Genomic DNA, 21,872 nt, shown 5'->3' with positions numbered 1-21,872 from the left:
GAGGGAGATCGAGTCATGGAACTTCACGACGTCTGGTTTGTGCTCATCGCCGTCCTGTGGACCGGCTACTTCTTCCTGGAGGGCTTCGACTTCGGGGTCGGTGTCCTGACCAAGCTGCTCGCCCGCGACCGGGCCGAGAAGCGTGTCCTGATCAACACCATCGGTCCCGTCTGGGACGGCAACGAGGTGTGGCTGCTGACGGCGGGCGGCGCGACCTTCGCCGCCTTCCCCGACTGGTACGCCACGCTCTTCTCCGGCTTCTATCTGCCGCTGCTGGTCATCCTGGTCTGCCTGATCGTTCGGGGTGTCGCCTTCGAGTACCGGGCCAAGCGGCCCGAGGAGAACTGGCAGCGCAACTGGGAGACCGCGATCTTCTGGACCTCACTCATCCCGGCGTTTCTGTGGGGCGTGGCCTTCGGCAACATCGTCCACGGGGTGAAGATCGACCAGCACTTCGAGTACGTCGGCACCCTCTGGGACCTGCTCAATCCGTATGCCCTGCTCGGCGGTCTGGTGACGCTGACGCTGTTCACCTTCCACGGAACGGTCTTCACGGCCCTGAAAACCATCGGGGAGATCCGGGAGCGGGCGCGGAAGCTGGCGACCCGGGTGGGCCTCGTCTCGGCCGCGCTGGCGCTGATCTTCCTGCTCTGGACGCAGGTCGACAGCGGCGACGCCAAGAGCCTGGTCGCGCTGGTGGTCGCCGTGGCCGCACTGGTCGCCGCCCTGGTGGCCAACCAGGCCGGGCGTGAGGGCTGGTCGTTCGCCCTGTCGGGCGTCACCATCGTGGCCGCCGTGGCGATGCTCTTCTTGACGCTCTTCCCGAACGTCATGCCCTCCTCGCTCAACGCGGACTGGAGCCTGACGGTCACCAACGCCTCGTCGAGCCCGTACACGCTGAAGATCATGACCTGGTGCGCGGGGGTCGCCACACCGCTCGTCATGCTCTACCAGGGCTGGACCTACTGGGTGTTCCGTAAGCGGATCGGTACGCAACACATCGCCGAAGCCGCGCACTGAGCCCGATATGGGGCATGTTTCACGTGAAACATGCCCCTTGAGAAGAGGGTGTGTTTCACGTGAAACCGATCGACCCGCGTCTGCTCCGATACGCCCGGGCCACCGGTCTCTTCCTGGTGGCCGTGGTCGGACTGGGCGGCCTCGGTGCCCTGCTGGTCATCGCCCAGGCGATGCTCGTCGCCGAGGTCGTGGTCGGCGCGTTCCAGCATGGCCTGGCGGTCACGGAACTCCGCATTCCCCTCCTGCTGCTGGCGGCCGTGGCAGTCGGTCGCGGGCTTGTCTCCTGGCTCACCGAGCTCGCGGCGCACCGCGCGAGTGCCGCAGTGAAGTCGGAGCTGCGGGGGCGGCTGCTGGAACGGGCTACGACGCTGGGGCCCGGGTGGCTGAGCGGGCAGCGGACCGGGTCGCTGGTCGCCCTCGCCACCAGGGGAGTCGACGCCCTCGACGACTACTTCTCGCGCTATCTCCCGCAGTTGGGCCTCGCAGTGGTCGTGCCGGTGGCGGTGCTGGCGCGGATCGTGACCGAGGACTGGGTCTCGGCGGCCATCATCGTCGGGACCCTGCCCCTCATCCCGGTCTTCATGGTGCTGATCGGCTGGGCCACCCAGTCCCGGATGGACCGTCAGTGGCGGCTGCTGTCTCGACTGTCGGGGCACTTCCTGGACGTCGTGGCGGGGTTGCCGACCCTGAAGGTGTTCGGCCGGGCCAAGGCGCAGGCCGAGTCGATCCGGCGCATCACCGGCGAGTATCGGCAGGCGACCATGCGGACCCTGCGGATCGCCTTCATCTCCTCCTTCGCCCTTGAGCTGCTGTCGACGCTCTCGGTGGCGTTGGTCGCCGTGACGATCGGGATGCGGCTCGTCCACGGGGAGATGAACCTGTACGACGGCTTGGTCATCCTCATCCTGGCCCCCGAGGCGTATCTGCCCCTGCGGCAGGTCGGCGCGCAGTATCACGCGGCGGCGGAGGGGCTGGCCGCCGCCGAGGAGATCTTCTCGGTGCTGGAGACGCCGGTGCCGACGTCGGGTGCCGCTGCGGTGCCCGCGGGCGCGCTGGCCTTCGAGCAGGTCACGGTCACGTACCCCGGGCGCTCGGATGACGCCGTCGCGGACGTGTCCTTCCAGGTCGCACCCGGCGAGACGGTCGCGTTGGTCGGGCCCAGCGGCGCGGGCAAGTCGACGCTGCTGAACGTCCTGCTGGGATTCGTGCGACCGACCGAGGGACGGGTGCGGATCGGGGGAGCCGATCTCGCCGAGGTCGACCTGGCGGAGTGGCGGTCGCGCATCGCGTGGGTGCCGCAGCGGCCGCAGTTGTTCGCCGGGACGATCGGCGAGAACGTACGGCTGGCCCGGCCCGACGCCGACGAGGCCGCAGTACGAAGGGCGTTGGGGGACGCGGGGGCGCTGGAGTTCATCGACGCGCTGCCCCTGGGGGCCGACACCGTGCTCGGCGAGGACGGGGCGGGGCTGTCCGCCGGGCAGCGGCAACGGCTCGCGCTGGCCCGGGCGTTCCTCGCGGATCGGCCGGTGCTGCTCCTCGACGAGCCGACGGCGGCGCTCGACGGAGCCACCGAGGCGGAGGTCGTGGCGGCGGTACGGCGACTCGCGGCGGGGCGGACGGTGCTGCTGGTGGTGCACCGGCCGGCACTGCTGGGGGTGGCGGACCGGGTGGTGTGGCTGGCGGAGCCGGCTGTACCGGCTCCGGTGGAGGCCATGGCCAGGGTGTCCGCGGCACGTACGGTCGAGGACAGCAGCCCTGCTTCGGCCGAGCCCGGAACGACCGAGCCGCCGACACAGGCGCGCAGCGTTCTCTCTCGCGTCCGCGCCATGTCCGGTCCCCGACGAGGCCGACTCGCGCTCGCGCTGCTGCTCGGGAGCCTCGCGCTCGGCAGCGCCGTGGGTCTGATGGCCACCTCCGGGTGGCTGATCTCGCGGGCCTCGCAGCAGCCGCCCGTGCTGTATCTGATGGTGGCCGTGACGGCGACCAGGGCCTTCGGGATCGGCCGGGCCGTGTTCCGGTACGCGGAGCGCCTGGTGTCGCACGACGCCGTGCTGCGGATGCTCGCCGATACCCGGGTCGCCGTGTACCGGCGCCTGGAACGACTGGCGCCGGCCGGTCTGCGCACGGCGCGCCGGGGAGATCTGCTCTCACGGCTCGTCTCCGACGTGGACGCCCTCCAGGACTACTGGCTGCGCTGGCTGTTGCCCGCCGGTGCCGCCCTCGTGGTGTCTACGGCCTCCGTGGGCTTCACTGCCTGGTTGCTGCCCGAGGCAGGTGCCGCGCTCGCCGTGGGCCTGCTGGCTGCCGGTGTCGGTGTTCCGCTCATCACCGGGGCCGTGGCTCGCCGCGCCGAACGCAGGCTCGCCCCCGCTCGCGGGGAGCTGGCGACGCGGGTGACCGATCTTCTCACCGGGACCGCGGAGTTGACCGTCGCCGGTGCCCTGCCCGCCCGTACCGCCGAGGCACGGCGGGCGGACGGCGTTCTCACCCGGATTGCCTCACGCGCCGCCACCGCCACCGCACTCGGTGACGGACTCACCGCCCTGATCTGCGGCCTGACCGTCACCGCCACCGCCCTCGTCGGCGCCCAGGCGGTCGCCTCCGGGCGGCTCGGCGGGGTCGCCATGGCCGTGGTCGTGCTCACTCCGCTGGCAGCCTTCGAGGCCGTACTCGGGCTGCCGCTCGCCGTGCAGTACCGGCAGCGGGTGCGCAGGAGCGCGGAGCGCGTCTACGAGGTGCTGGACGCGCCCGAGCCCGTACGGGAACCGGAAGCTGCTCGGCAGGCGCCCGCCTCACCGTTCCCGGTCGTCCTCAAGGGGCTGACCACTCGGCACGAGGGCCAGGACCGGGACGCGCTCACGGGCCTCGACCTGAGCCTGGTGGAGGGCCGGAGGATCGCCGTTGTCGGCGCATCCGGCTCCGGCAAGACGACGCTCGCGCAGGTGCTGCTGCGTTTCCTGGACGCGGACGCCGGCGCCTACACCCTGGGCGGCGTGGACGCCTACAGGCTGCGCAGCGACGACGTACGGCGGCTGGTGGGGCTGTGCGCGCAGGACGCACATCTCTTCGACAGCTCGGTGCGCGAGAACCTGCTCCTCGCCAAGAAGGACGCGACCGAGGACGACCTGCGGGACGCGCTGAAGCGGGCCCGTCTGCTCGACTGGGCCGAGAGCCTGCCCGACGGGTTCGACACCCTGGTCGGCGAGCACGGGGCGTGGCTGTCCGGCGGTCAGCGGCAGCGGCTCGCGCTGGCCCGGGCACTGCTCGCCGACTTCCCGGTCCTCGTCCTGGACGAGCCCGCCGAGCACCTCGACCTGCCCACCGCTGACGCGCTCACCGCCGATCTGCTGGCCGCCACCGAAGGCCGCACGACCCTCCTCATCACACACCGGCTGGCAGGACTCGAGTCGGTGGACGAGGTGGTCGTACTTGATGAGGGACGGGTCGTGCAGCGGGGTTCCTACGCGGAGCTGGCGGGCGTGGAGGGGCCGTTGCGGGGAATGGCCGAGCGGGAGGCGGAGTCGGAGCTGTTGGTGGCGGCGCGCTGAGGCCGACATCGAGATCGTGATCGAGCACACGGACCGCCATTACACGCAGCACGCCCATCTCGCCGGCTCTGGCCGGCGGGGCCTCTGGTCGGCTGAGCGGCAGCCCCCTACAGCCGTTCCAGCATCCGCTCGATCACGACGGCCACTCCGTCGTCGTTGTTGGCGACGGTCCGGCCCGAGGCCGCGGCGATCACGTCCGGGTGGGCGTTGCCCATCGCGTACGACTGCCCGGCCCAGGTGAGCATCTCGACGTCGTTGGGCATGTCCCCGAACGCGACGACCTCCTCGTGCGAGATTCCGCGCTCGGCGCAGCACAGGGCGAGCGTGCTGGCCTTGGAGACGCCGGGTCCGCTGATCTCCAGCAGGGCGCTGGGGCTGGACCGGGTGACGTTGGCGCGGTCCCCGATGGCGAGGCGCGAGAGGGTGAGGAAGGCGTCCGGGTCGATCGAGGGGTGGTAGGCGAGGATCTTCAGCACCGGTTCGGCGGCACCGGGACCGTCCTCGGCCAGCAGTTCCTCGGCCGGGGCGAGGTTGTCGGGGATCTCCATGTGCAGCTTGGGATAGTCCGGCTCCTGGTAGAAGCCGTACGTCTGCTCCACCGCGTACACCGTGCCGGGCGCCGCCTCCCTCAGCAGCCCTACGGCGTCCAACGCGTTCTCCCGGGCCAGCTCGCGCACCTTCACGAACCGGTGGGCGCCGGGGCCACCGTGCAGGTCGACCACTGCGGCGCCGTTGCCGCAGATGGCGAGGCCGTGGCCGTGGACGTGGTCGCTGACGACGTCCATCCAGCGGGCCGGGCGGCCGGTGACGAAGAAGACCTCGATGCCCGCCTCCTCGGCGGCGGCGAGAGCCGCGACCGTGCGTGGGGACACCGACTTGTCGTCGCGCAGCAGAGTGCCGTCAAGGTCGGTGGCAATCAGGCGCGGAGGTATGTCGGCGGCCGGGGTCTCGGGCTGTCGAGTAGCTGAGGTCACCCGCTCATTCTCCCGCATATGCATGCACGACCGGGCGGGTGTCCGCACAGGTGAGACATAGATGACGCAGGAGCGGACCCCACCCGCCCCGGTGCTGCCGCCTCAGCCCAGCTGTGCCGGTGCCTCCATGGCGATCTGCTCGAAGACCTTCTCGTCGGCGGCGAAGTCCGAGTCGGGGATCGGCCAGTGGATCACGAGCTCCGTGAAGCCGAGCTCCCGGTGGCGGCCCGCGAAGTCGACGAAGGCGTCGAGGGACTCCAGCGGGCGCCCGCGATCCGGGGTGAAGCCGGTGAGCAGGATCTTGTCGATCGAGTGCACGTCCCGGCCGAGCGACGCGCAGGCGTCGGTGAGCTTCTCGACCTGGCCGCGGAGGGCCTGGAGGGACTGCTCGGGCGTGCCGTTCTCGTACAGCTTCGGGTCTCCGGTGGTCACCCAGGCCTGCCCGTGGCGGGCGGCGAGCCGCAGGCCGCGGGGCCCGGTGGCGGCCACGGCGAAGGGCAGCCTGGGCCGCTGGACACAGCCGGGGATGTTGCGGGCCTCGTGAGCCGAGTAGAAGTCGCCCTTGTAGGACACAGAGTCCTCGCAGAGCAAACGGTCGAGCAGCGGGATGAACTCGGCGAGCCGGTCGGCACGCTCGCGTGGGCTCCACGGATCCTGGCCGAGCGCGGTGGCGTCGAAGCCGGTGCCACCCGCGCCGATACCGAGGGTGACGCGGCCGCCGGAGAGGTCGTCGAGGGTGATCAGTTCCTTGGCGAGGTTCACCGGGTGCCGGAAGTTCGGCGAGGTCACCAGGGTGCCCAGGCGCAGCCGGTCGGTGACGCCCGCGGCGCCGGTCAGCGTGGGCAGGGCGCCGAACCAGGGGCCGTCGCGGAAGGTGCGCCAGGACAGGTGGTCGTAGGTGTATCCGGTGTGGAAGCCGAGCTGGTCCGCGCGTTGCCATGCCTCGCGGCTCCCCTCGGTCCAGCGGCGGTAGGGGAGGATCACGGTGCTCAGGCGCAGACTCATGTGTCCGAGCGTATGCGCCGGGCTGTGTTTCACGTGAAACAGTGACTCACGGTCACTGCGTGCGGCCGCTGAGCCAGGGACTGAGTCCGACCGGGATGAACTCCTTGTGCACGCGGTCGCCCGGCAGCGGCACCATCAGGAAGTGGCTGGGCGGGAAGGGGCGCCTCTTCACCCAGGCGTGGCCTTCGTAGAGGGCGCGGAGGAAGGCGGGGACGTCGTCGCGGGCGATGTCGGGGCACTCGACTCCGTCGACGGTGATCAGGGCGTCGTCGTCCGGGAACAGCCGCACATCCACCTGAGGTCGGCCGCCAAGCTCGACGTGGGCCTCGTGGGGCAGGGTGCCGTCCGGGTCGGTGGTGACGCCGACGCCCGCGGCGCTGCGGCGGGAGGTCTGATCGGCGCCCATGTCGTGGGTCACCTCGATCGCGAGCCCGTACGCGGCGGCGAGGGCGCGGAGCGCCGTGACGGCGGCCTCGGTGGTGGGGAGGTGGTCCATGCCGTGGTCCATGGTGTCGATCATCTCCCGTCGAGGCTCAGTGCTGCGCGGGAAACCGTAGGTAGCGCGGGGGCACGGACTGGGTCAGCCACACGCCGTTCGCGCTGACGTGGAAGACATGGCCGTCGCGGTGCATGGCTTGCGCGTCCACGGAGAGCACGACGGGGCGACCGCGGCGGGCGCCGACCCGGGTCGCGGTCTCGCGGTCGGGCGAGAGGTGTACGTCGTGCCGGTTCATGGGGCGCAGTCCCTCGGCGCGGATCGTACCCAGGTGGCGCGCCACCGTGCCGTGGTAGAGGTACGGCGGCGGGGTCGCCGGTGGCAGGCCGAGGTCGACGTCGATGGTGTGGCCCTGGCTGGCGCGGATGCGCGTGCCGTCGATCGCGAAGCGCTGTTTGTCGTTGGCGGCGACCACGTGGTCCAGCTCGTCCCGGGTGAAGCGGAAGCCGTGCTCGGTGGCCGCGGCGATCAGCGCGTCGATCTCGACCCAGCCGGCCTCGTCGAGCGTGAGTCCGATGCGCTCGGGCTGGTGGCGCAGATGCTTGGAGAGGTACTTCGAGACCTTCACGGTGCGTCTCTCGTTGCTCTCGCGTGGCTTGTTCTCGTTCACCCCGCCAGGGTGCGGGAGAGACGTGAATCACGCGAATGATTTTGACCCGGATGTTTGATCCACAACCAACTGTAGTTATCCACAGGCTACTTGGCGTTTCTGTGGACAACTCCCTGTCATGTCAGACCTCTTCGTCAAGATCGATTGGGGGCCGCCCATTTGACGTGAGCGCATCCAACGCCCTTGCCCGCACCTCCCGTTCAGCCGCCAGCACAAAGAACTCCGCTGCGCACTCCACCCCAACCAGCCCTTCCACCGCCCGCATCGTCTCCTCGGGTACGGACACGGAACGTGACGCCTGACGCCCACCCGACCCCTCCCCGGAACCGAGGTGCTGCCGCAGGTGCCGAACCGCCAACGTTCGCATCGCACGAGCGAGTTCGGCGTCGACGGTCTGCTGCGCGAGCGGCCGCAGCCGACGGACGAGTGAGGCTGCTTCTGCGGCGTCCGTGTCGGTCGGCTGGTGCTGTCCTTCCAAGTAGCGCGCGAAGACGTGCTCGGTGGTGAACTCCAGGAAACGGGCGGCGATGTGCTCAACCTGGCCCCTCAACTCCCGCAAGTGCCCGGAGATCGCGGCGAGCGGAACCCCGGCCGCGTACAACTCGGCGGCCACGGCGAGCTCTTGGGGGCTTGGCACGAGGAAGGATCCGTCGTCGCCGGGTACCGGCTCCAGTACGCCGAGCTCCACCGCCTCGGCGACCGCGGCCTCGTCGGGGGTGCCGCCGAAGCGGGCGTCCAGCTCGGCGCGGGAGATCCGGACGGCCTCCTCGTCGGTCCACGGACCGTCGACCTCGGCGACAAGACCGAGGATGCCGCCGAGGCCACGGCCGGAGTCGTAGGCCTCCAGGAGCTCCTTGATGGAGGTCAGGCCGTAGCCGCGGTCGAGGAGATCGGCGATCTGGCGCAGCCGGACGAGGTGGGTGTCGGTGTAGATGTTGGCCCGGCCGCGGCGCTCGGGGCGGGGGAGCAGTCCGCGGTCCTGGTAGGCGCGGATGGTGCGGACGGTGGCGCCGCTGAGGCGCGCGAGGTCCTCGATCCGGTGGGCGTGGGCGTCGCTCACGCTGCGGCCCTCGCCGCCGGTGACCGCTTCAGGTAGTCCACCGCACGGCTCAACGACCCCTCCTGCGACGGGTGGTAGGACCGCCGGAAGTACCGCGGTATGGCCGCGCCGAGCTCCCGCCAGGCGGGCAGCAGTCCTTTTCGTACGGCCCTCTCGTGCTCCTTGAGGGAGTAGCGCAAGCGGCCCGCGAGCTGTGGGTCGTGACGGATCAGGTAGGCCGTCCCCCACAGCCACAGGTGGAGCATCACCGGCGCGGTGACCACCATGCCCGCGATCCGGCGGGCGTATCGGGGAGTTCCGGTACCCCCGCAGTGCTGGTACATGTCGAAGGCGACCGCGCGGTGTTCGACTTCTTCGGCGCCGTGCCAGCGCAGCAGGTCGAGCATGATCTCGTCGGCGCCGGCCCGGTCGAGTCCGTCGGCGGCCAAGACCCAGTCGCCGAGCACGGCCGTGAACTGCTCGATGGCGGCGACGATCGACAGCCGGAAGCGCAGCCACTCGCGCGCGGGAATGGGCACGTTGAGGGGCGGGCGCTCGCCGAGCAGCCGCTCGAAGAGGAAGTCGACGTACTTGGTGAAGTCGGCGGTGTCGAGCCGCTGCGCGGCCAGGTGGTCCAGTACGTGCGCGTGCTGGACGCTGTGCGTGGCTTCCTGGCCCATGAACCCCTTGACGTCGGCGCGGAGTTCGGGGTCACTGACCAGCGGCAGGCCTTCCTTGAGGACTTTCACGAACCAGCGCTCCCCCGTCGGCAGCAGCAAGTGCAGCACGTTGATGACATGGGTCGCGGTGGGCTCGCCGGGGACCCAGTGCAGGGGCGTGCGGGACCAGTCGAAGGACACCCGGCGCGGGGCGATCTCGTGGCTCACAGCGGCGGTTCCAGCCGTGCGATCGCCCGGAGTGCCTTCGGCGCCCATCGGGCCATGGCGCGCGCGCCGCGGGCCTCGGGCGTGACCGGTACGACGGCCTGGTTGCGGACGACAGCTCGCAGGATCGCGTCGGCGACCTTCTCGGGCGGGTAGTTCCGCAGTCCGTAAAGGCGGGCCGTGCGTTTCTGGCGGCGTTTCTCCTCGTCGGCGTCGACGCCCGCGAAGCGCGCGGTGGAGGTGATGTTGGTGTTGACGAAGCCGGGGCAGATCGCGCTCACGCCGATGCCCCGGCCCGCGAGTTCGGCACGCAGGCTCTCGCTGAGCATGAGGACGGCCGCCTTGGAGGTGCCGTAGGCGGCCAGCGCCTTGGAGGGCTGGTAGGCGGCCGCCGAGGCGGTGTTGACGATGTGGCCGCCCTGTCCGCGCTCCGCCATCTGCTTGCCGAAGAGTCGGCAGCCGTGGATGACGCCCCACAGGTTGACGTCGAGGACCTTCTTCCAGTCCTCGGTGGTGGTGTCGAAGAAGGAGCCGCCCAGGCCGATTCCGGCGTTGTTGACCAGGACGTCCACCACGCCGTACTCGGCGGCGACCTTGTCGGCGAGTTTCTCCATGGCCTGTTCGTCGGAGACGTCGACGGTCTCCGCCCAGGCCTCGGGGGCGCCGACCAGCCTGGACAGTTCCGCGGTGCGGGCGGCGGCCTCGGTGTCCCGGTCGACGGCGACCACGCGCGCGCCGGCCTCCGCGAAGGCGAACGCCGTGGCGCGGCCGATGCCGCTGCCCGCGCCGGTGACCAGCACGAGCTGTCCGCCGAACCGGTCGGCGTACTTCCCGGTCGCCCGCACAGCGGTCCGGCCGCCTTCGACGGACGTCACGAACTCCGTGATCCACGCGGACAGCTGGTCCGGGCGGGAGCGCGGGATCCAGTGCTTGGCGGGGAGGGTGCGCCGGGTCAGCTGTGGTGCCCACTGCTCCAGGCCCTCGCAGAGCTTCTCCGAGAGGAACGCGTCCCCCAGGGGCGTGATGAGCTGCACGGGCACGTGCGCGTACGCGTCGGTGCGCGGGCGGCGCAGCCGGGCCCGGACGTTGTCCCGGTACAGCCACGCGCCACGGGCCGCGTCGGTGGGCAGCGAGGAGGTCGGGTAGCCGTCGGAGGGGACCTTCTCGACGCGCTCCAGGAGGCGGGGCCAGATCTTGCCGAGCGGCCCGCGCCAGGCCAGTTCGGGCAGGCCGGGGGTGTGCAGCAGGTAGATGTACCAGGATTTGGCGCTCTGCCCGAGCAGCTGGCCGACCCGGCGCGGGGTGGGGCGCTTGAGGCGTCCCGCGATCCAGTGGCCGAGGTGGTCGAGGGACGGTCCGGACATCGAGGTGAAGGACGCGATGCGCCCCTCGGTACGCGGGACGGTGACGAACTCCCAGGACTGCACCGAGCCCCAGTCGTGTCCGACCAGGTGCACGGGCCGGTCCGGGCTGACGGCGTCCACGACGGCCAGGAAGTCGTCCGTCAGCTTCTCCAAGGTGAACCCGCCGCGCAGCGGCTTCGGTGCCGTCGACCGGCCGTGGCCCCGGACGTCGTAGAGGACGACGTGGAAGCGGTCGGCGAGACGGTTCGCGACCTCGGCCCAGACCTCCTTGCTGTCCGGGTAGCCGTGCACCAGGACCACGGTCGGCCGACCCGGGTCGCCCAGTTCGGCCACGCACAGTTCGACGCCACCGGTTCGCACCCGGCGTTCCCGCGCACCCTTCAGCAAGCTCACTGCGCCTCCGCCCAGCGCCGCACGTGCGGCAGATCGTCGTCCAGCCAGAAGGCGCTCTGCTCGGGGTCCTTGGAGTCGGTGACGACCAGGATCTCCTCGAACTTCGCGCCCGTGCCCCGGAATCCGAGGTGGGGTTCTACCGCCCACAGGCCCGGCCGCGGCGGGTGGTCGGAGAAGCGGTACGGCGACCACAGGGGCGACCAGCTCTCGCGGTGGCCATGCAGCGCGTCGGCGGCCAGGCCCTTCAGGGACTGGGTGCCGAACCCGAAGACGTGCGGTGACCAGCGGCGCTGCTTGACCTGGTCGACCTTGTGGGCGATCAGGCCGAACGGGTACGCGCGGTGCCGGTTGGCGTATCCCTGGCGGACCATGAGGCGATCCACGTCCTCGTAGATCTCGCGCAGCGACCGCCGCTCACGGACCTCGCGCAGGATCAGCTCGCGGTGCGCCTCGAGGTCGGCCATCAGCCTGTCCTGGACGGGGTTGATCCCCAGCGAGCCGGAGTAGCCGATGTCGGCGGTGAAGCCCTCGTACACCGGGGCCATGTCCAGGATGAACGGCATGCCGGGCGCCAGGCGGCGGTCGGTGGGGAAGAACTGCAGCGGAATGCGGAAGCCCGTGAACGCCGTACGGTCCCCGAACCAGGCGAACGGCAGGTGGAACCAGTCCCGTACGCCCCGCTCGCGCAGCCACTCGCGCTGCATCCGGGCGGCCTGCCGTTCGCTCACGCCGGGCTCCAGACGGGCCGCGACCGCCTCCGCGCACTCGTACGCGAGCCGCTGGACCTGCCGGAATCCCCGCAAGCGGGTGGAGAGTCCGCTGTTCACCGACGTCGTCATGCCGCCTCGTCCCCATCGACTGCGGTACGTGCCCGTAACGTGACACTGGCGAATGTGACAGTTGTTAGAGGCTGCGTCAATAGGGCGGGGTCGGGCTGTGGAAAAGCCCTCCGATGTGGAAAACGGAGGCCGCGTTGTTCTACTTCAGGGTGACCCCTAGGTGCCCGTACGTCTGGAGTCTGATGCCGATGCAGCTCTGCGGGGTGACGACCTGAGTGGTCCGCGTCACTACTGTCGACGACGTGACTGTGATCGCGACCGAAAGCCTGAGCAAGCGGTTCCCCCGGGTGACCGCTCTTGACCGGCTCTCCTTGGACGTCGGACCCGGTGTGACCGGACTCGTCGGAGCCAACGGAGCCGGCAAGTCCACCATGATCAAGATCCTGCTGGGTCTGTCCCCCGCCTCCGAAGGCCGTGCCGAAGTGCTCGGGCTCGACGTCGCGACCAAGGGCGCCGCCATCCGCGAGCGTGTCGGCTACATGCCGGAACACGACTGCCTGCCGCCGGACGTCTCGGCCACCGAGTTCGTCGTGCACATGGCCCGCATGTCCGGTCTGCCGCCCACCGCCGCGCGCGAGCGCACCGCGGACACCCTGCGCCATGTCGGCCTGTACGAGGAGCGCTACCGCCCCATCGGCGGCTACTCCACCGGCATGAAGCAGCGCGTGAAGCTCGCGCAGGCCCTGGTGCACGACCCGCAGCTGGTCTTCCTCGACGAGCCGACCAACGGCCTCGACCCGGTCGGCCGCGACGACATGCTGGGCCTGATCCGACGTATCTACACCGACTTCGGCATCTCGGTCCTGGTGACCTCGCACCTCCTGGGCGAACTCGAGCGCACCTGCGACCACGTCGTCGTCATCGACGGCGGCAAGCTTTTGCGCTCCAGCTCCACCACCGACTTCACCCAGACCACGACGACCCTCGCGGTCGAGGTCACCGACAGCGACGAGCACCCGGACGGCACCCGCGCGGTGCGCGAGGCGCTCCACGCGCGCGGGGTGGAGGCGCTCGACTCCCAGAGCGGTCTGCCGGGCGCCGGCCACATCCTGCTGCTGACCGCACAGGGCGAGGAGACCTACGACCTCGTCCGGGACGTCGTCGCCGACCTCGGTCTCGGCCTGGTGCGCATGGAGCAGCGCAGGCACCACATCTCGGAAGTCTTCACGAACGAGGACGAGCAGCGGAAGGAGGCCGTCGGCCATGGCAGTTGAGAACCCGGTCACCGCCCCCTCGGGCGACCAGACCCGCATCCACAACATCGGCTACCGCACCTACGACGGCCCTCGCCTCGGCCGCTCCTACGCCACCCGCTCGCTCTACTCGCAGTCCCTGCGCGGCGCCTACGGCCTCGGCCGCTCGGTGAAGTCCAAGGTGCTGCCGATGCTGCTGTTCGTCGTGATGTGCGTGCCCGCGGCCATCATGGTGGCCGTCGCCGTTGCCACGAAGGCGAACGACCTGCCCGTCGACTACACGCGCTACGCGATCATCATGCAGGCCGTCATCAGCCTGTACGTCGCCTCGCAGGCCCCTCAGTCCGTCTCGCGCGACCTGCGCTTCAAGACCGTGCCGCTCTACTTCTCGCGGCCCATCGAGACCGCGGACTACGTGCGCGCGAAGTACGCGGCGCTGGCCTCGGCGATGTTCATCCTGACCGCCGCCCCGCTGATCGTGCTCTATGTGGGCGCGCTGCTGGCCAAGCTGGACTTCGCCGACCAGACGAAGGGGTTCGGGCAGGGACTCGTCTCCGTGGCGCTGCTCTCGCTGCTCTTCGCCGGTATCGGCCTGGTCATCGCGTCGGTCACCCCGCGCCGCGGCTTCGGCATCGCGGCGGTGATCGCCGTGCTGACCATCTCCTACGGCGCGGTCTCCACCGTCCAGGCGATCGCGGACGCCCAGGGCAGCTCCAGTGCCGTTCCGTGGATCGGCCTGTTCTCGCCGGTCACGCTCATCGACGGACTGCAGTCCGCGTTTCTCGGCGCGAGCTCGGCGTTCCCGGGAGCGGTCGGCCCGTCGAGCGGCGAGGGCGTGGTCTACGTCCTGGCCGTCCTCGGCCTGATCGCCGGCAGTTACGGCCTCCTGATGCGCCGCTACAAGAAGGTGGGACTGTGACCACGCTCCAGATCGACCATGTCTCCCGCTGGTTCGGCAACGTGGTCGCCGTCAACGACATCACCATGACGATCGGCCCCGGCGTCACCGGCCTCCTCGGCCCCAACGGCGCCGGGAAGTCCACCCTCATCAACATGATGGGCGGCTTCCTCGCCCCCTCCACCGGCACCGTCACCCTCGACGGACAGCAGGTGTGGCGCAACGAGGCGATCTACCAGCACATCGGCATCGTCCCCGAGCGCGAGGCGATGTACGACTTCCTCACCGGCCGTGAATTCGTCGTCGCCAACGCCGAGTTGCACGGTCTGGGTGCCAAGGCCGCCCAGAAGGCGCTGGCCACGGTCGAGATGGAGTACGCGCAGGACCGCAAGATCTCGACGTACTCCAAGGGCATGCGCCAGCGCGTGAAGATGGCGTCCGCCCTGGTCCACGACCCCTCGCTGCTCCTGCTCGACGAACCGTTCAACGGCATGGACCCGCGCCAGCGCATGCAGCTCATGGACCTGCTGCGGCGCATGGGCGACGAGGGCCGTACCGTGCTGTTCTCCTCGCACATCCTCGAAGAGGTCGAGCAGCTCGCCTGGCACATCGAGGTCATCGTCGCGGGCCGGCACGCGGCCAGCGGTGACTTCCGCAGGATCCGCCGGCTGATGACGGACCGTCCCCACCGCTACCTGGTGCGTTCCAGCGACGACCGCGCCCTCGCGGCCGCGCTGATCGCCGACCCGTCGACGTCCGGCATCGAAGTCGACCTGGCGGAGGGCGCGTTGCGCGTCCAGGCGGTCGACTTCGGCCGTTTCACCGCGTTGTTGCCCAAGGTCGCGCGCGACCACGGCATCCGGCTGCTCACGGTCTCGCCGTCCGACGAGTCCCTCGAGTCCGTCTTCTCGTATCTTGTCGCGGCGTAGGAGGCCGAAGATGTACGACCCCACAGTCGCCCGACTCACCTATCGGGCCCTGCTCGGCCGCCGCCGGGCCCTCATCCTGGGCGCCCTGCCCCTGCTGCTGATCGTGATCTCCGTGATCGTGCGCGCCCTCGTCGGCGCCGACGACCAGACCGCATCCGACCTGCTGGGCGGGCTCGCGCTCGCCACCATGGTGCCGATCATCGGGGTCATCGCGGGAACCGGCGCGATCGGCCCGGAGATCGACGACGGCTCGGTGGTGTACCTGCTGTCCAAGCCGGTCAAGCGGCCGACGATCATCTTCACCAAGCTGATCGTGGCGATCGCCGTGACGATGGTGTTCTCCGCCCTGCCGACGCTGATCGCGGGGTTCATCCTCAACGGCAACGGCCAGCAGATCGCCGTCGCCTACACGGTGGCCGCGCTGGTCTCCTCGATCGCCTACGCGGCGCTCTTCCTGCTGCTCGGCACGGTGTCCCGGCACGCGGTGGTCTTCGGGCTCGTCTACGCGTTGGTCTGGGAGGCCCTGTTCGGTTCCCTGGTCGCCGGGGCGAGGACCCTGAGCGTCCAGCAGTGGTCGCTGGCCGTCGCCCACAAGGTCGCGGGCGGGGACCTGGTCACCTCGGACGTCGGCCTGCCGACGGCCACGGTGCTGCTGGTCGTGGTGACCGTCCTCGCCACCTGGTACGCGGGACAGAAGCTGCGGTCGCTGACGCTGGCGGGCGAGGAGTAGGCGCCCCGACGTGTCACTGATGTCCCGCTTACTGACAGGGACTTCATCCTTGTCCGGGCAGACTGGACAAAGGGGAACGTTCGGCTGGGAGTCGAAGGGAACGGGCATGGCAGACGACTGGGACGAGCTGGTCCTGGACGAGGACTTCATACGGTCCGCAGGCACGACCGAGCCGTCTGCCCGCGCCCGGATGCTGGCGGCGCGCTGGCGTGACGAGGAGCCCGAACCGCAGCCCTGGCGCTCCGACGAGCCGCCCGCTGGGTGGTTCTTCAGCAAGCGCCGTCGGCGCTGGCGGCGCCGGTAGGCTCGAACACACGGCCGCATTTAATCGGTGGCGCCCAACTCGTCGTACCGGCAGAGTGGTTGATGTCCACACCGCCGGACGACGGTCCGGCGCCACGTTCTGGGGAGGAGCCGGGCGATGTCCATGCACGACAGTACGTCCAGCTCCCGCCAGGGCAGCACGCGGAGGACTCCGGTGTAGTTACGCCACCGTCGAGTCCACCCGCAGGAACTGCCCGGGGCGGCCGCTTCGAGCACGCGATGTCGCTCTCGCGTGAGGCCGCCCACCCGGAGGATTGGCCGAGTGGTAAGGCACCGGCTTGCGCTGTGTTGAATCAGAAGCGAGTCGTGGTCGGGTCTGGAAAGCCCGCGCACGTTCGATCCGTGCATCCTCCGCGAGACGTTGTCACTGGGACCTGGCCGGGCTTCTTGGCCGGGGTACGTCAAGAAGGGCCGGCGGTTTCCGCTCGGTGCTGCCGCGGCCATCGAGTGGGGAGCGGAACTCCGTGCGGCCCGGGACCCAGTCGGTGCAGGCGGCCGCCGTCACGGACATGGCCGAGGAGCGCGGCGGTGGGCGGGCCGGTTGCGGCGTGATCGTCGACCAGCTCGGCCGACGGCGAAGCGGCCGTGGGGCCGGTGCACGCGCTGCCGGCCCGTCGACGAGCTCCCGGGCCGGCCGGACAGCGCGTAGCCGTCAGCCGAGCAACCGCTCCAGCACCACCGCGATGCCGTCCTCCTCGTTGGAGGACGTCACCTCGTCGGCGACCGCCTTCAGCTCCTCGTGCGCGTCCGCCATCGCCACGCCGTACGACGCCCAGGCGAACATCGGGAGGTCGTTGGGCATGTCACCGAAGGCGATCGTGTCCGCGGCCTTCACCCCCAGGCGGCGAGCGGCCAACGACAGGCCCGTGGCCTTCGACAGGCCCAGCGGCAGCAGTTCGACGATGCCCTGGCCCGCCATCGCGACCGAGACGAAACCGCCCGCGGCCCGAACGGCGGCCTGCGCCAACTCGTCGTCCGACAGCTCCGGATGCTGGATGTAGATCTTGTTCAGCGGAGCGGCCCACAGATCCGATGCGTCCGTGAACGGCGTCGACGGCAGGGCGCCCGTCACCGCGTACCCCGGCCCGACCATCACGTCGCCGTCGAGGCCGTCGCGGCTCGCCGCCAGGTACAGCGGGCCGACCTCCGCCTCGATCTTCGCGAGGGCCACGCCGGCCAGCTGCCGGTCCAACGTCACCGACGTCAGCAGACGGTGCTCGCCGGCGTGGTACACCTGCGCGCCCTGGGCGCAGACCGCGAGGCCGTCGTAGCCGAGGTCGTCGAGGACGTGCCTGGTCCAGCGGGCGCCGCGTCCCGTCACGACGATGTGGACGGCGCCCGCCGCGGTGGCCGCGGCGAGCGCGTCACGGGTGCGCTGCGAGACCGACTCGTCGGAGCGCAGGAGTGTTCCGTCGAGGTCGGTCGCGATCAGCCGGTACGGAAAGTCACTGCTCACTTGGCGACCGGTTCCAGCAGCTCCCGGCCGCCCAGGTACGGACGCAGCACCTCGGGCACCCGCACCGAGCCGTCGGCCAGCTGGTGGTTCTCCAGGATCGCCACGATGGTGCGCGGTACGGCGCACAGCGTGCCGTTGAGCGTCGCCAGCGGCTGGACCTTCTTGCCGTCACGCATACGGACGGACAGGCGGCGCGCCTGGAAGCCGTCGCAGTTGGAGGCCGAGGTCAGCTCGCGGTACTTGCCCTGGGTCGGGATCCACGCCTCGCAGTCGTACTTGCGGGACGCCGAGGCGCCGAGGTCGCCCGAGGCCACGTCGATGACCTGGAACGGCAGCTCCAGGCCGGTCAGCCACTGCTTCTCCCAGTCCAGGAGCCGCCTGTGCTCGTTCTCCGCGTCCTCGGGAGCGACGTACGAGAACATCTCGACCTTGTCGAACTGGTGCACGCGGAAGATGCCCCGGGTGTCCTTGCCGTAGGTGCCGGCCTCGCGGCGGAAGCACGGCGAGAAACCGGCGTAGCGCAGCGGGAGCTTGTCGGCGTCGAGGATCTCGTCCATGTGGTACGCGGCGAGCGGGACCTCGGAGGTGCCGACCAGGTAGTAGTCGTCCTTCTCCAGGTGGTAGACGTTCTCCGCGGCCTGGCCGAGGAAGCCGGTGCCCTCCATGGCGCGCGGGCGGACCAGCGCGGGGGTGAGCATCGGGGTGAAGCCCGCCTCGGTGGCCTGCGCGATCGCCGCGTTGACGAGGGCGAGCTCCAGCAGGGCGCCGACGCCCGTCAGGTAGTAGAAGCGGGAGCCGGACACCTTGGCGCCGCGCTCGACGTCGATGGCGCCCAGCGCCTCGCCGAGCTCCAGGTGGTCCTTGGGCTCGAAGCCCTCGGCGCCGAAGTCGCGGATGGTGCCGTGCGTCTCCAGGACGACGAAGTCCTCCTCGCCGCCCACGGGGACGTCGGGGTGGACGAGGTTGCCGAGCTGCGACGCGAGGCGCTTGGTCTCCTCGTCGGCGTCGTTCTGCGCGGCCTCGGCTTCCTTGACGTCCGCCTTGAGCTGCTCCGCCTTCTTCAGGAGCTCGGCGCGCTCCTCCGGAGTGGCCTTGGGGATGAGCTTGCCGAGCGACTTCTGCTCGGAACGCAGCTCGTCGAAGCGGACGCCGGACGACCTGCGCCGCTCGTCGGCAGACAGGAGGGCGTCGACGAGGGCGACGTCCTCTCCACGGGCGCGCTGCGAGGCGCGCACTCGGTCGGGGTCCTCACGGAGCAGGCGAAGGTCAATCACGCGGTCAAGGCTACCGGTGCGGGGATACGGCCCACGACTCACTATTCCCAGCAGTAGCGAATCGCCGCTTACGTTCCGTTATGGGTGAATTGCGGTGTGTGTCAATGAAAAGCACCGGGTGTCCCCGGGACGAAGCATGCGCGAGGAGTCGGGTTGACTGGACTCCCTTGTGGAGAACGGGACTTGGCGCACGGTTGTCCACAGGAGTCCCCACCCCTCGGAAAGTTATCCACAGGCTGTGCGGAGGATCTGTGGATTTCGGAATTGATCACTCCGAAACTTGGGGATCACGCCGAGGATTCCCCACGTAAACCCACATCTACCCCTACTTTCGAGTGGAAAGCGGTCACTCCAAAGGGTTACCCAAGGGAAAAGAACGGACGAAGGGTGATGTGCGCGCCTGTGAACGCCGGAGGGGTCCGTAGGACGATTTGTCGACAGGGCCACGCTTCAGTGTCGACTTGTCCCCAGGTCGAGACGCAGGCTTGTGGATAACTTCTGTGGATAACTAAAATCTGCAGGTAAGACAGGTCAGAAGCGCCCGTCCTGGCACCGGGCCACCCAGTCCGAGGCCGCCATGAACTCCTCGTCCGAGGTGCCGGTCAGCGGCGCCCGCAGGTCCACCGGTTCCTTGTCCGCACGCGGGTACGAACCGAGGAACCGCACTTCTCGGCAGATCCGCTTCAGCCCCATCAGCGCCTCCGCCACCCGGCGGTCGGTGATGTGGCCCTCGGCGTCGATGCAGAAGCAGTAGTTGCCGATACCCGCACCCGTGGGCCGGGACTGCAGCAGCATCAGGTTGATACCGCGGGTGGCGAACTCGCCCAGCAGGTCACGCAGCCCGCCGGGGTGGTCGTCGCGCTGCCACAACACGACGGAGGTCTTGTCGGCGCCGGTCGGTGCCGCGGGCCGGGCCGGGCGGCCGACCAGCACGAACCGCGTCTGCGCGTTCTCGGCGTCGTGGATCCCGGTCTCCAGCGCCTGAAGGCCGTACCGGGCGGCCGCGAACTCGCCGGCGAAGGCCGCGTCGTACTGGCCCTCTTGGACCAGCCGGGCCGCGTCCGCGTTGGAGGCGGCCGACTCCCAGTGGGCATCCGGAAGATGCGTCTTCAGCCAGTTGCGCACCTGCGGCTGGGCGGCCGGGTGCGCCGAGACCGTCTTGATGTCGGTCAGCTCCGTGCCCGGCCTGGCCAGCAGCGCGAAGGTGATCGACAGCAGCACCTCGCGGTAGATCATCAGCGGGGCGCCCGCGACCAGTTCGTCGAGGGTGGTGGTGATGCCGCCCTCGACGGAGTTCTCGATCGGCACGAACGCGGCCTCGGCCTCACCCGCGCGCACCGCGTCCAGCGCGGACTGCACCGACACGTAGGGGATCAGCTCCCGGGTCGCCGCCTCGGGAAGCGTTCGCAGCGCGACTTCGGTGAAGGTGCCCTCAGGGCCGAGATAGGCATAGCTCGCTGGCATGACCTCACCCTAATGGCCCTTGTGGAACAGGGCGCGGGAGTCTCACGACTGCCCCTCCGCTGAGTGAAACGGCGTGACCAAGGGCCACCCCCGGACGTTCGCGTGACCCGCACGGCCCGAACCCTCACCCCTCCAGCAGCCCCTGGCCCACGTACTCCCCCTCCGCCGCCCCGCCCGGCACCGCGAACAGACCGCTCGACTCGTGCCGGATGTACTGGGAGAGTGCGTCGCCGCGGTCGAGCTTGCGCTGGAGCGGGACGAAGCCGCGCAAGGGGTCGGCCTGCCAGCAGACGAACAGGAGCCCGGCGTCCGGCACCCCGTCCGCGTCGATGCCGTCGTGGTACGAGAACGGGCGGCGCAGGATGGCAGCACCCCCGTTCTGGTCGGGCCGGGTGATCCGGGCGTGCGCATTGATCGGCACCGCCAGATTCCCCTTCGCGTCCGTCTTCTCCAGATCCATCGCCGTCGTCTCGGTGCCCCCGGACAGCGCCGCGCCGTTCGCCTTCCGGCGCCCGACGACCGCCTCCTGGGCCGTCAGGGACAGCTTCTCCCAGTCGTCCAACAGCATCCGGATCCGTCGTACGACGGCGTAGGAGCCGTTCGCCATCCACGCGGGGGTGCCGGATTCCGGGACGAAGACGCGCTGGTCGAAGTCGGGCTCGCCCGGTTTCGGATTGCGCGTGCCGTCCAGCTGGCCCATGAGGTTGCGGGCCGTCATGGGGTGGGCCGTGGCCCCCGGCGTGCGGTTGAAGCCGTTCATCTGCCAGCGGACCTTCGCCGCGCTGCCCGTGTCCTTCTGGATCGCGCGCAGGGCGTGGAAGGCGACCAGTGCGTCGTTGGCGCCGATCTGCACCCAGAGATCGCCGTTGCTGCGGGTCCTGTCGAGCTGGTCGGAGGAGAAGTCGGGCAGTGGGTCGAGGGCGACCGGCCGCTGCTTCTCCAGACCGGTGCGGGTGAAGAAGCTGTGCCCGAAGCCGAAGGTCAGAGTCAGCGAGGAGGGCCCGGCGTCCCGGGCGACATCCGTGTCGTGGGACCCGGAAGCCTCGCCCGCCATCAGCTGCCGAGCCGTCTGTGACCAGCGGCGCAGCAGCGCGGCGGCCTCCTTGCGGCCCGCGCCAGCCGCCAGGTCGAAGGCGACGAGATGGCCGCGGGCCTGGAGGCCTTCGGCGATGCCGGGCTGATGTTTCCCGTGAAACATCACCTCGTCGCTGCCCACGGAGGTCAGCGGGGTCGCCGCGGCGGGCGCGGAGGCGTACCCCACGGCTCCGCCGGCCGCGCCCAGGACGAGCCCGGTGGCACCGGCGGTGCCGAGCAGGGCGCGCCGCGAGATGCCGCTGCCGGCCGGGACGCCCCCCTCGGCGGAGGCGCTCCCCTCGACGGAGCCGCCCTCTTCGGTGCCGGCGACGGGAATGGACTGTTCAGCCATGGTGCG

General features: G+C 70.2%; 19 protein-coding genes and 1 tRNA gene. 8 read left to right on the top strand and 12 right to left on the bottom strand.

Annotated features, from left to right (window positions below; all coding sequences use genetic code 11):
* Positions 1–15: 15 nt before the first annotated feature.
* A complete protein-coding gene (gene cydB / locus QF027_RS24280) occupies positions 16–1,020 on the top strand; it encodes a cytochrome d ubiquinol oxidase subunit II (protein ID WP_306979009.1) in 1,005 nt (334 codons plus the stop codon).
* Positions 1,021–1,079: 59 nt separating this feature from the next.
* A complete protein-coding gene (gene cydD, locus QF027_RS24275) occupies positions 1,080–4,568 on the top strand; it encodes a thiol reductant ABC exporter subunit CydD (RefSeq protein WP_307077043.1) in 3,489 nt (1,162 codons plus the stop codon).
* A 107-nt stretch (positions 4,569–4,675) separates the two neighbouring features.
* Here cydD and QF027_RS24270 read toward each other — a convergent pair whose 3' ends face one another.
* The 8 genes from QF027_RS24270 to QF027_RS24235 form a co-directional block, all read right to left on the bottom strand.
* Positions 4,676–5,560 (bottom strand): Cof-type HAD-IIB family hydrolase, encoded by an 885-nt coding sequence (locus tag QF027_RS24270; RefSeq protein WP_306979014.1) that lies wholly within the window; start codon positions 5,558–5,560, stop codon positions 4,676–4,678.
* Positions 5,561–5,644: 84 nt separating this feature from the next.
* On the bottom strand, positions 5,645–6,547 hold the full coding sequence (locus QF027_RS24265; protein WP_307077041.1) for an LLM class flavin-dependent oxidoreductase: 903 nt from the start codon (positions 6,545–6,547) through the stop codon (positions 5,645–5,647).
* A 52-nt stretch (positions 6,548–6,599) separates the two neighbouring features.
* On the bottom strand, positions 6,600–7,043 hold the full coding sequence (locus QF027_RS24260; RefSeq protein ID WP_307082475.1) for a hypothetical protein: 444 nt from the start codon (positions 7,041–7,043) through the stop codon (positions 6,600–6,602).
* A gap of 37 nt (positions 7,044–7,080) precedes the next feature.
* Positions 7,081–7,653 (bottom strand): RNA 2'-phosphotransferase, encoded by a 573-nt coding sequence (locus QF027_RS24255; protein ID WP_307077039.1) that lies wholly within the window; start codon positions 7,651–7,653, stop codon positions 7,081–7,083.
* A gap of 121 nt (positions 7,654–7,774) precedes the next feature.
* Positions 7,775–8,713 carry a MerR family transcriptional regulator gene (locus QF027_RS24250; RefSeq protein ID WP_307077036.1) on the bottom strand — a complete coding sequence of 313 codons (939 nt, stop codon included), beginning with the start codon at positions 8,711–8,713 and terminating at the stop codon, positions 7,775–7,777.
* A complete protein-coding gene (locus tag QF027_RS24245) occupies positions 8,710–9,627 on the bottom strand; it encodes a metal-dependent hydrolase (RefSeq protein WP_307077034.1) in 918 nt (305 codons plus the stop codon). The genes QF027_RS24250 and QF027_RS24245 overlap by 4 nt, the downstream gene beginning before the upstream one ends.
* Entirely contained in the window at positions 9,576–11,333 is a 1,758-nt protein-coding gene (locus QF027_RS24240) for an SDR family oxidoreductase (RefSeq protein ID WP_307077032.1), read from the bottom strand. Before QF027_RS24240 ends, QF027_RS24245 begins: the two co-directional genes overlap by 52 nt.
* Positions 11,330–12,172 carry a M24 family metallopeptidase gene (locus tag QF027_RS24235; protein WP_307077030.1) on the bottom strand — a complete coding sequence of 281 codons (843 nt, stop codon included), beginning with the start codon at positions 12,170–12,172 and terminating at the stop codon, positions 11,330–11,332. Before QF027_RS24235 ends, QF027_RS24240 begins: the two co-directional genes overlap by 4 nt.
* 248 nt (positions 12,173–12,420) lie before the next feature.
* Here QF027_RS24235 and QF027_RS24230 point away from each other — a divergent pair, with 248 nt between their 5' ends.
* From QF027_RS24230 to QF027_RS24205, 6 genes are all read left to right on the top strand, one after another.
* Entirely contained in the window at positions 12,421–13,386 is a 966-nt protein-coding gene (locus QF027_RS24230) for an ABC transporter ATP-binding protein (RefSeq protein ID WP_306986622.1), read from the top strand.
* A complete protein-coding gene (locus QF027_RS24225; RefSeq protein WP_307077028.1) occupies positions 13,376–14,284 on the top strand; it encodes an ABC transporter permease subunit in 909 nt (302 codons plus the stop codon). The genes QF027_RS24230 and QF027_RS24225 overlap by 11 nt, the downstream gene beginning before the upstream one ends.
* On the top strand, positions 14,281–15,192 hold the full coding sequence (locus QF027_RS24220) for an ABC transporter ATP-binding protein (RefSeq protein ID WP_307077026.1): 912 nt from the start codon (positions 14,281–14,283) through the stop codon (positions 15,190–15,192). The genes QF027_RS24225 and QF027_RS24220 overlap by 4 nt, the downstream gene beginning before the upstream one ends.
* Positions 15,193–15,202: 10 nt before the next feature.
* Positions 15,203–15,922: an ABC transporter permease subunit gene (locus tag QF027_RS24215; protein ID WP_266562505.1), complete on the top strand. Its 720-nt coding sequence runs from the start codon at positions 15,203–15,205 to the stop codon at positions 15,920–15,922.
* A 49-nt stretch (positions 15,923–15,971) separates the two neighbouring features.
* On the top strand, positions 15,972–16,226 hold the full coding sequence (locus QF027_RS24210) for an SGM_3592 family protein (protein ID WP_444876091.1): 255 nt from the start codon (positions 15,972–15,974) through the stop codon (positions 16,224–16,226).
* A 268-nt stretch (positions 16,227–16,494) separates the two neighbouring features.
* Positions 16,495–16,600: transfer RNA gene (locus QF027_RS24205), tRNA-OTHER, on the top strand.
* Positions 16,601–16,898: 298 nt separating this feature from the next.
* Here QF027_RS24205 and QF027_RS24200 read toward each other — a convergent pair.
* The 4 genes from QF027_RS24200 to efeB all read right to left on the bottom strand — a co-directional run bounded on the left by QF027_RS24200 (position 16,899) and on the right by efeB (position 21,866).
* Complete coding sequence (locus QF027_RS24200; RefSeq protein ID WP_307077023.1) at positions 16,899–17,702, bottom strand: HAD family hydrolase; 804 nt, start codon at positions 17,700–17,702, stop codon at positions 16,899–16,901.
* Positions 17,699–18,976, bottom strand: coding sequence for a serine--tRNA ligase (gene serS, locus QF027_RS24195; RefSeq protein ID WP_306979031.1), 1,278 nt, complete (start codon positions 18,974–18,976; stop codon positions 17,699–17,701). The genes QF027_RS24200 and serS overlap by 4 nt, the downstream gene beginning before the upstream one ends.
* A 531-nt stretch (positions 18,977–19,507) precedes the next feature.
* Positions 19,508–20,440, bottom strand: a complete 933-nt coding sequence (gene pheA, locus QF027_RS24190; RefSeq protein WP_306979033.1) for a prephenate dehydratase — start codon at positions 20,438–20,440, stop codon at positions 19,508–19,510.
* Between the two features lie 124 nt (positions 20,441–20,564).
* Complete coding sequence (gene efeB / locus QF027_RS24185; protein WP_307077020.1) at positions 20,565–21,866, bottom strand: iron uptake transporter deferrochelatase/peroxidase subunit; 1,302 nt, start codon at positions 21,864–21,866, stop codon at positions 20,565–20,567.
* Between the last annotated feature and the right edge of the window lie 6 nt (positions 21,867–21,872).

This window comes from Streptomyces canus (assembly GCF_030816965.1).
Taxonomy (GTDB): Bacteria; Actinomycetota; Actinomycetes; order Streptomycetales; family Streptomycetaceae; genus Streptomyces; species Streptomyces canus_E.
Note: the sequence above shows the minus strand (reverse complement) of the source record. Positions and strands in the feature narration are given on the sequence as shown.

Bases quoted from the DNA above. Each gene is read 5' to 3' on its own strand.
- QF027_RS24235 (WP_307077030.1), bottom strand. From the start codon at position 12,172: ATGACGACGTCGGTGAACAGCGGACTCTCCACCCGCTTGCGGGGATTC.
- efeB (WP_307077020.1), bottom strand. From the start codon at position 21,866: ATGGCTGAACAGTCCATTCCCGTCGCCGGCACCGAAGAGGGCGGCTCC.
- QF027_RS24215 (WP_266562505.1), top strand. From the start codon at position 15,203: ATGTACGACCCCACAGTCGCCCGACTCACCTATCGGGCCCTGCTCGGC.
- QF027_RS24265 (WP_307077041.1), bottom strand. From the start codon at position 6,547: ATGAGTCTGCGCCTGAGCACCGTGATCCTCCCCTACCGCCGCTGGACC.
- QF027_RS24245 (WP_307077034.1), bottom strand. From the start codon at position 9,627: ATGGGCGCCGAAGGCACTCCGGGCGATCGCACGGCTGGAACCGCCGCT.
- QF027_RS24270 (WP_306979014.1), bottom strand. From the start codon at position 5,560: ATGCGGGAGAATGAGCGGGTGACCTCAGCTACTCGACAGCCCGAGACC.
- cydB (WP_306979009.1), top strand. From the start codon at position 16: ATGGAACTTCACGACGTCTGGTTTGTGCTCATCGCCGTCCTGTGGACC.
- QF027_RS24225 (WP_307077028.1), top strand. From the start codon at position 13,376: ATGGCAGTTGAGAACCCGGTCACCGCCCCCTCGGGCGACCAGACCCGC.
- QF027_RS24260 (WP_307082475.1), bottom strand. From the start codon at position 7,043: ATGGACCACCTCCCCACCACCGAGGCCGCCGTCACGGCGCTCCGCGCC.
- pheA (WP_306979033.1), bottom strand. From the start codon at position 20,440: ATGCCAGCGAGCTATGCCTATCTCGGCCCTGAGGGCACCTTCACCGAA.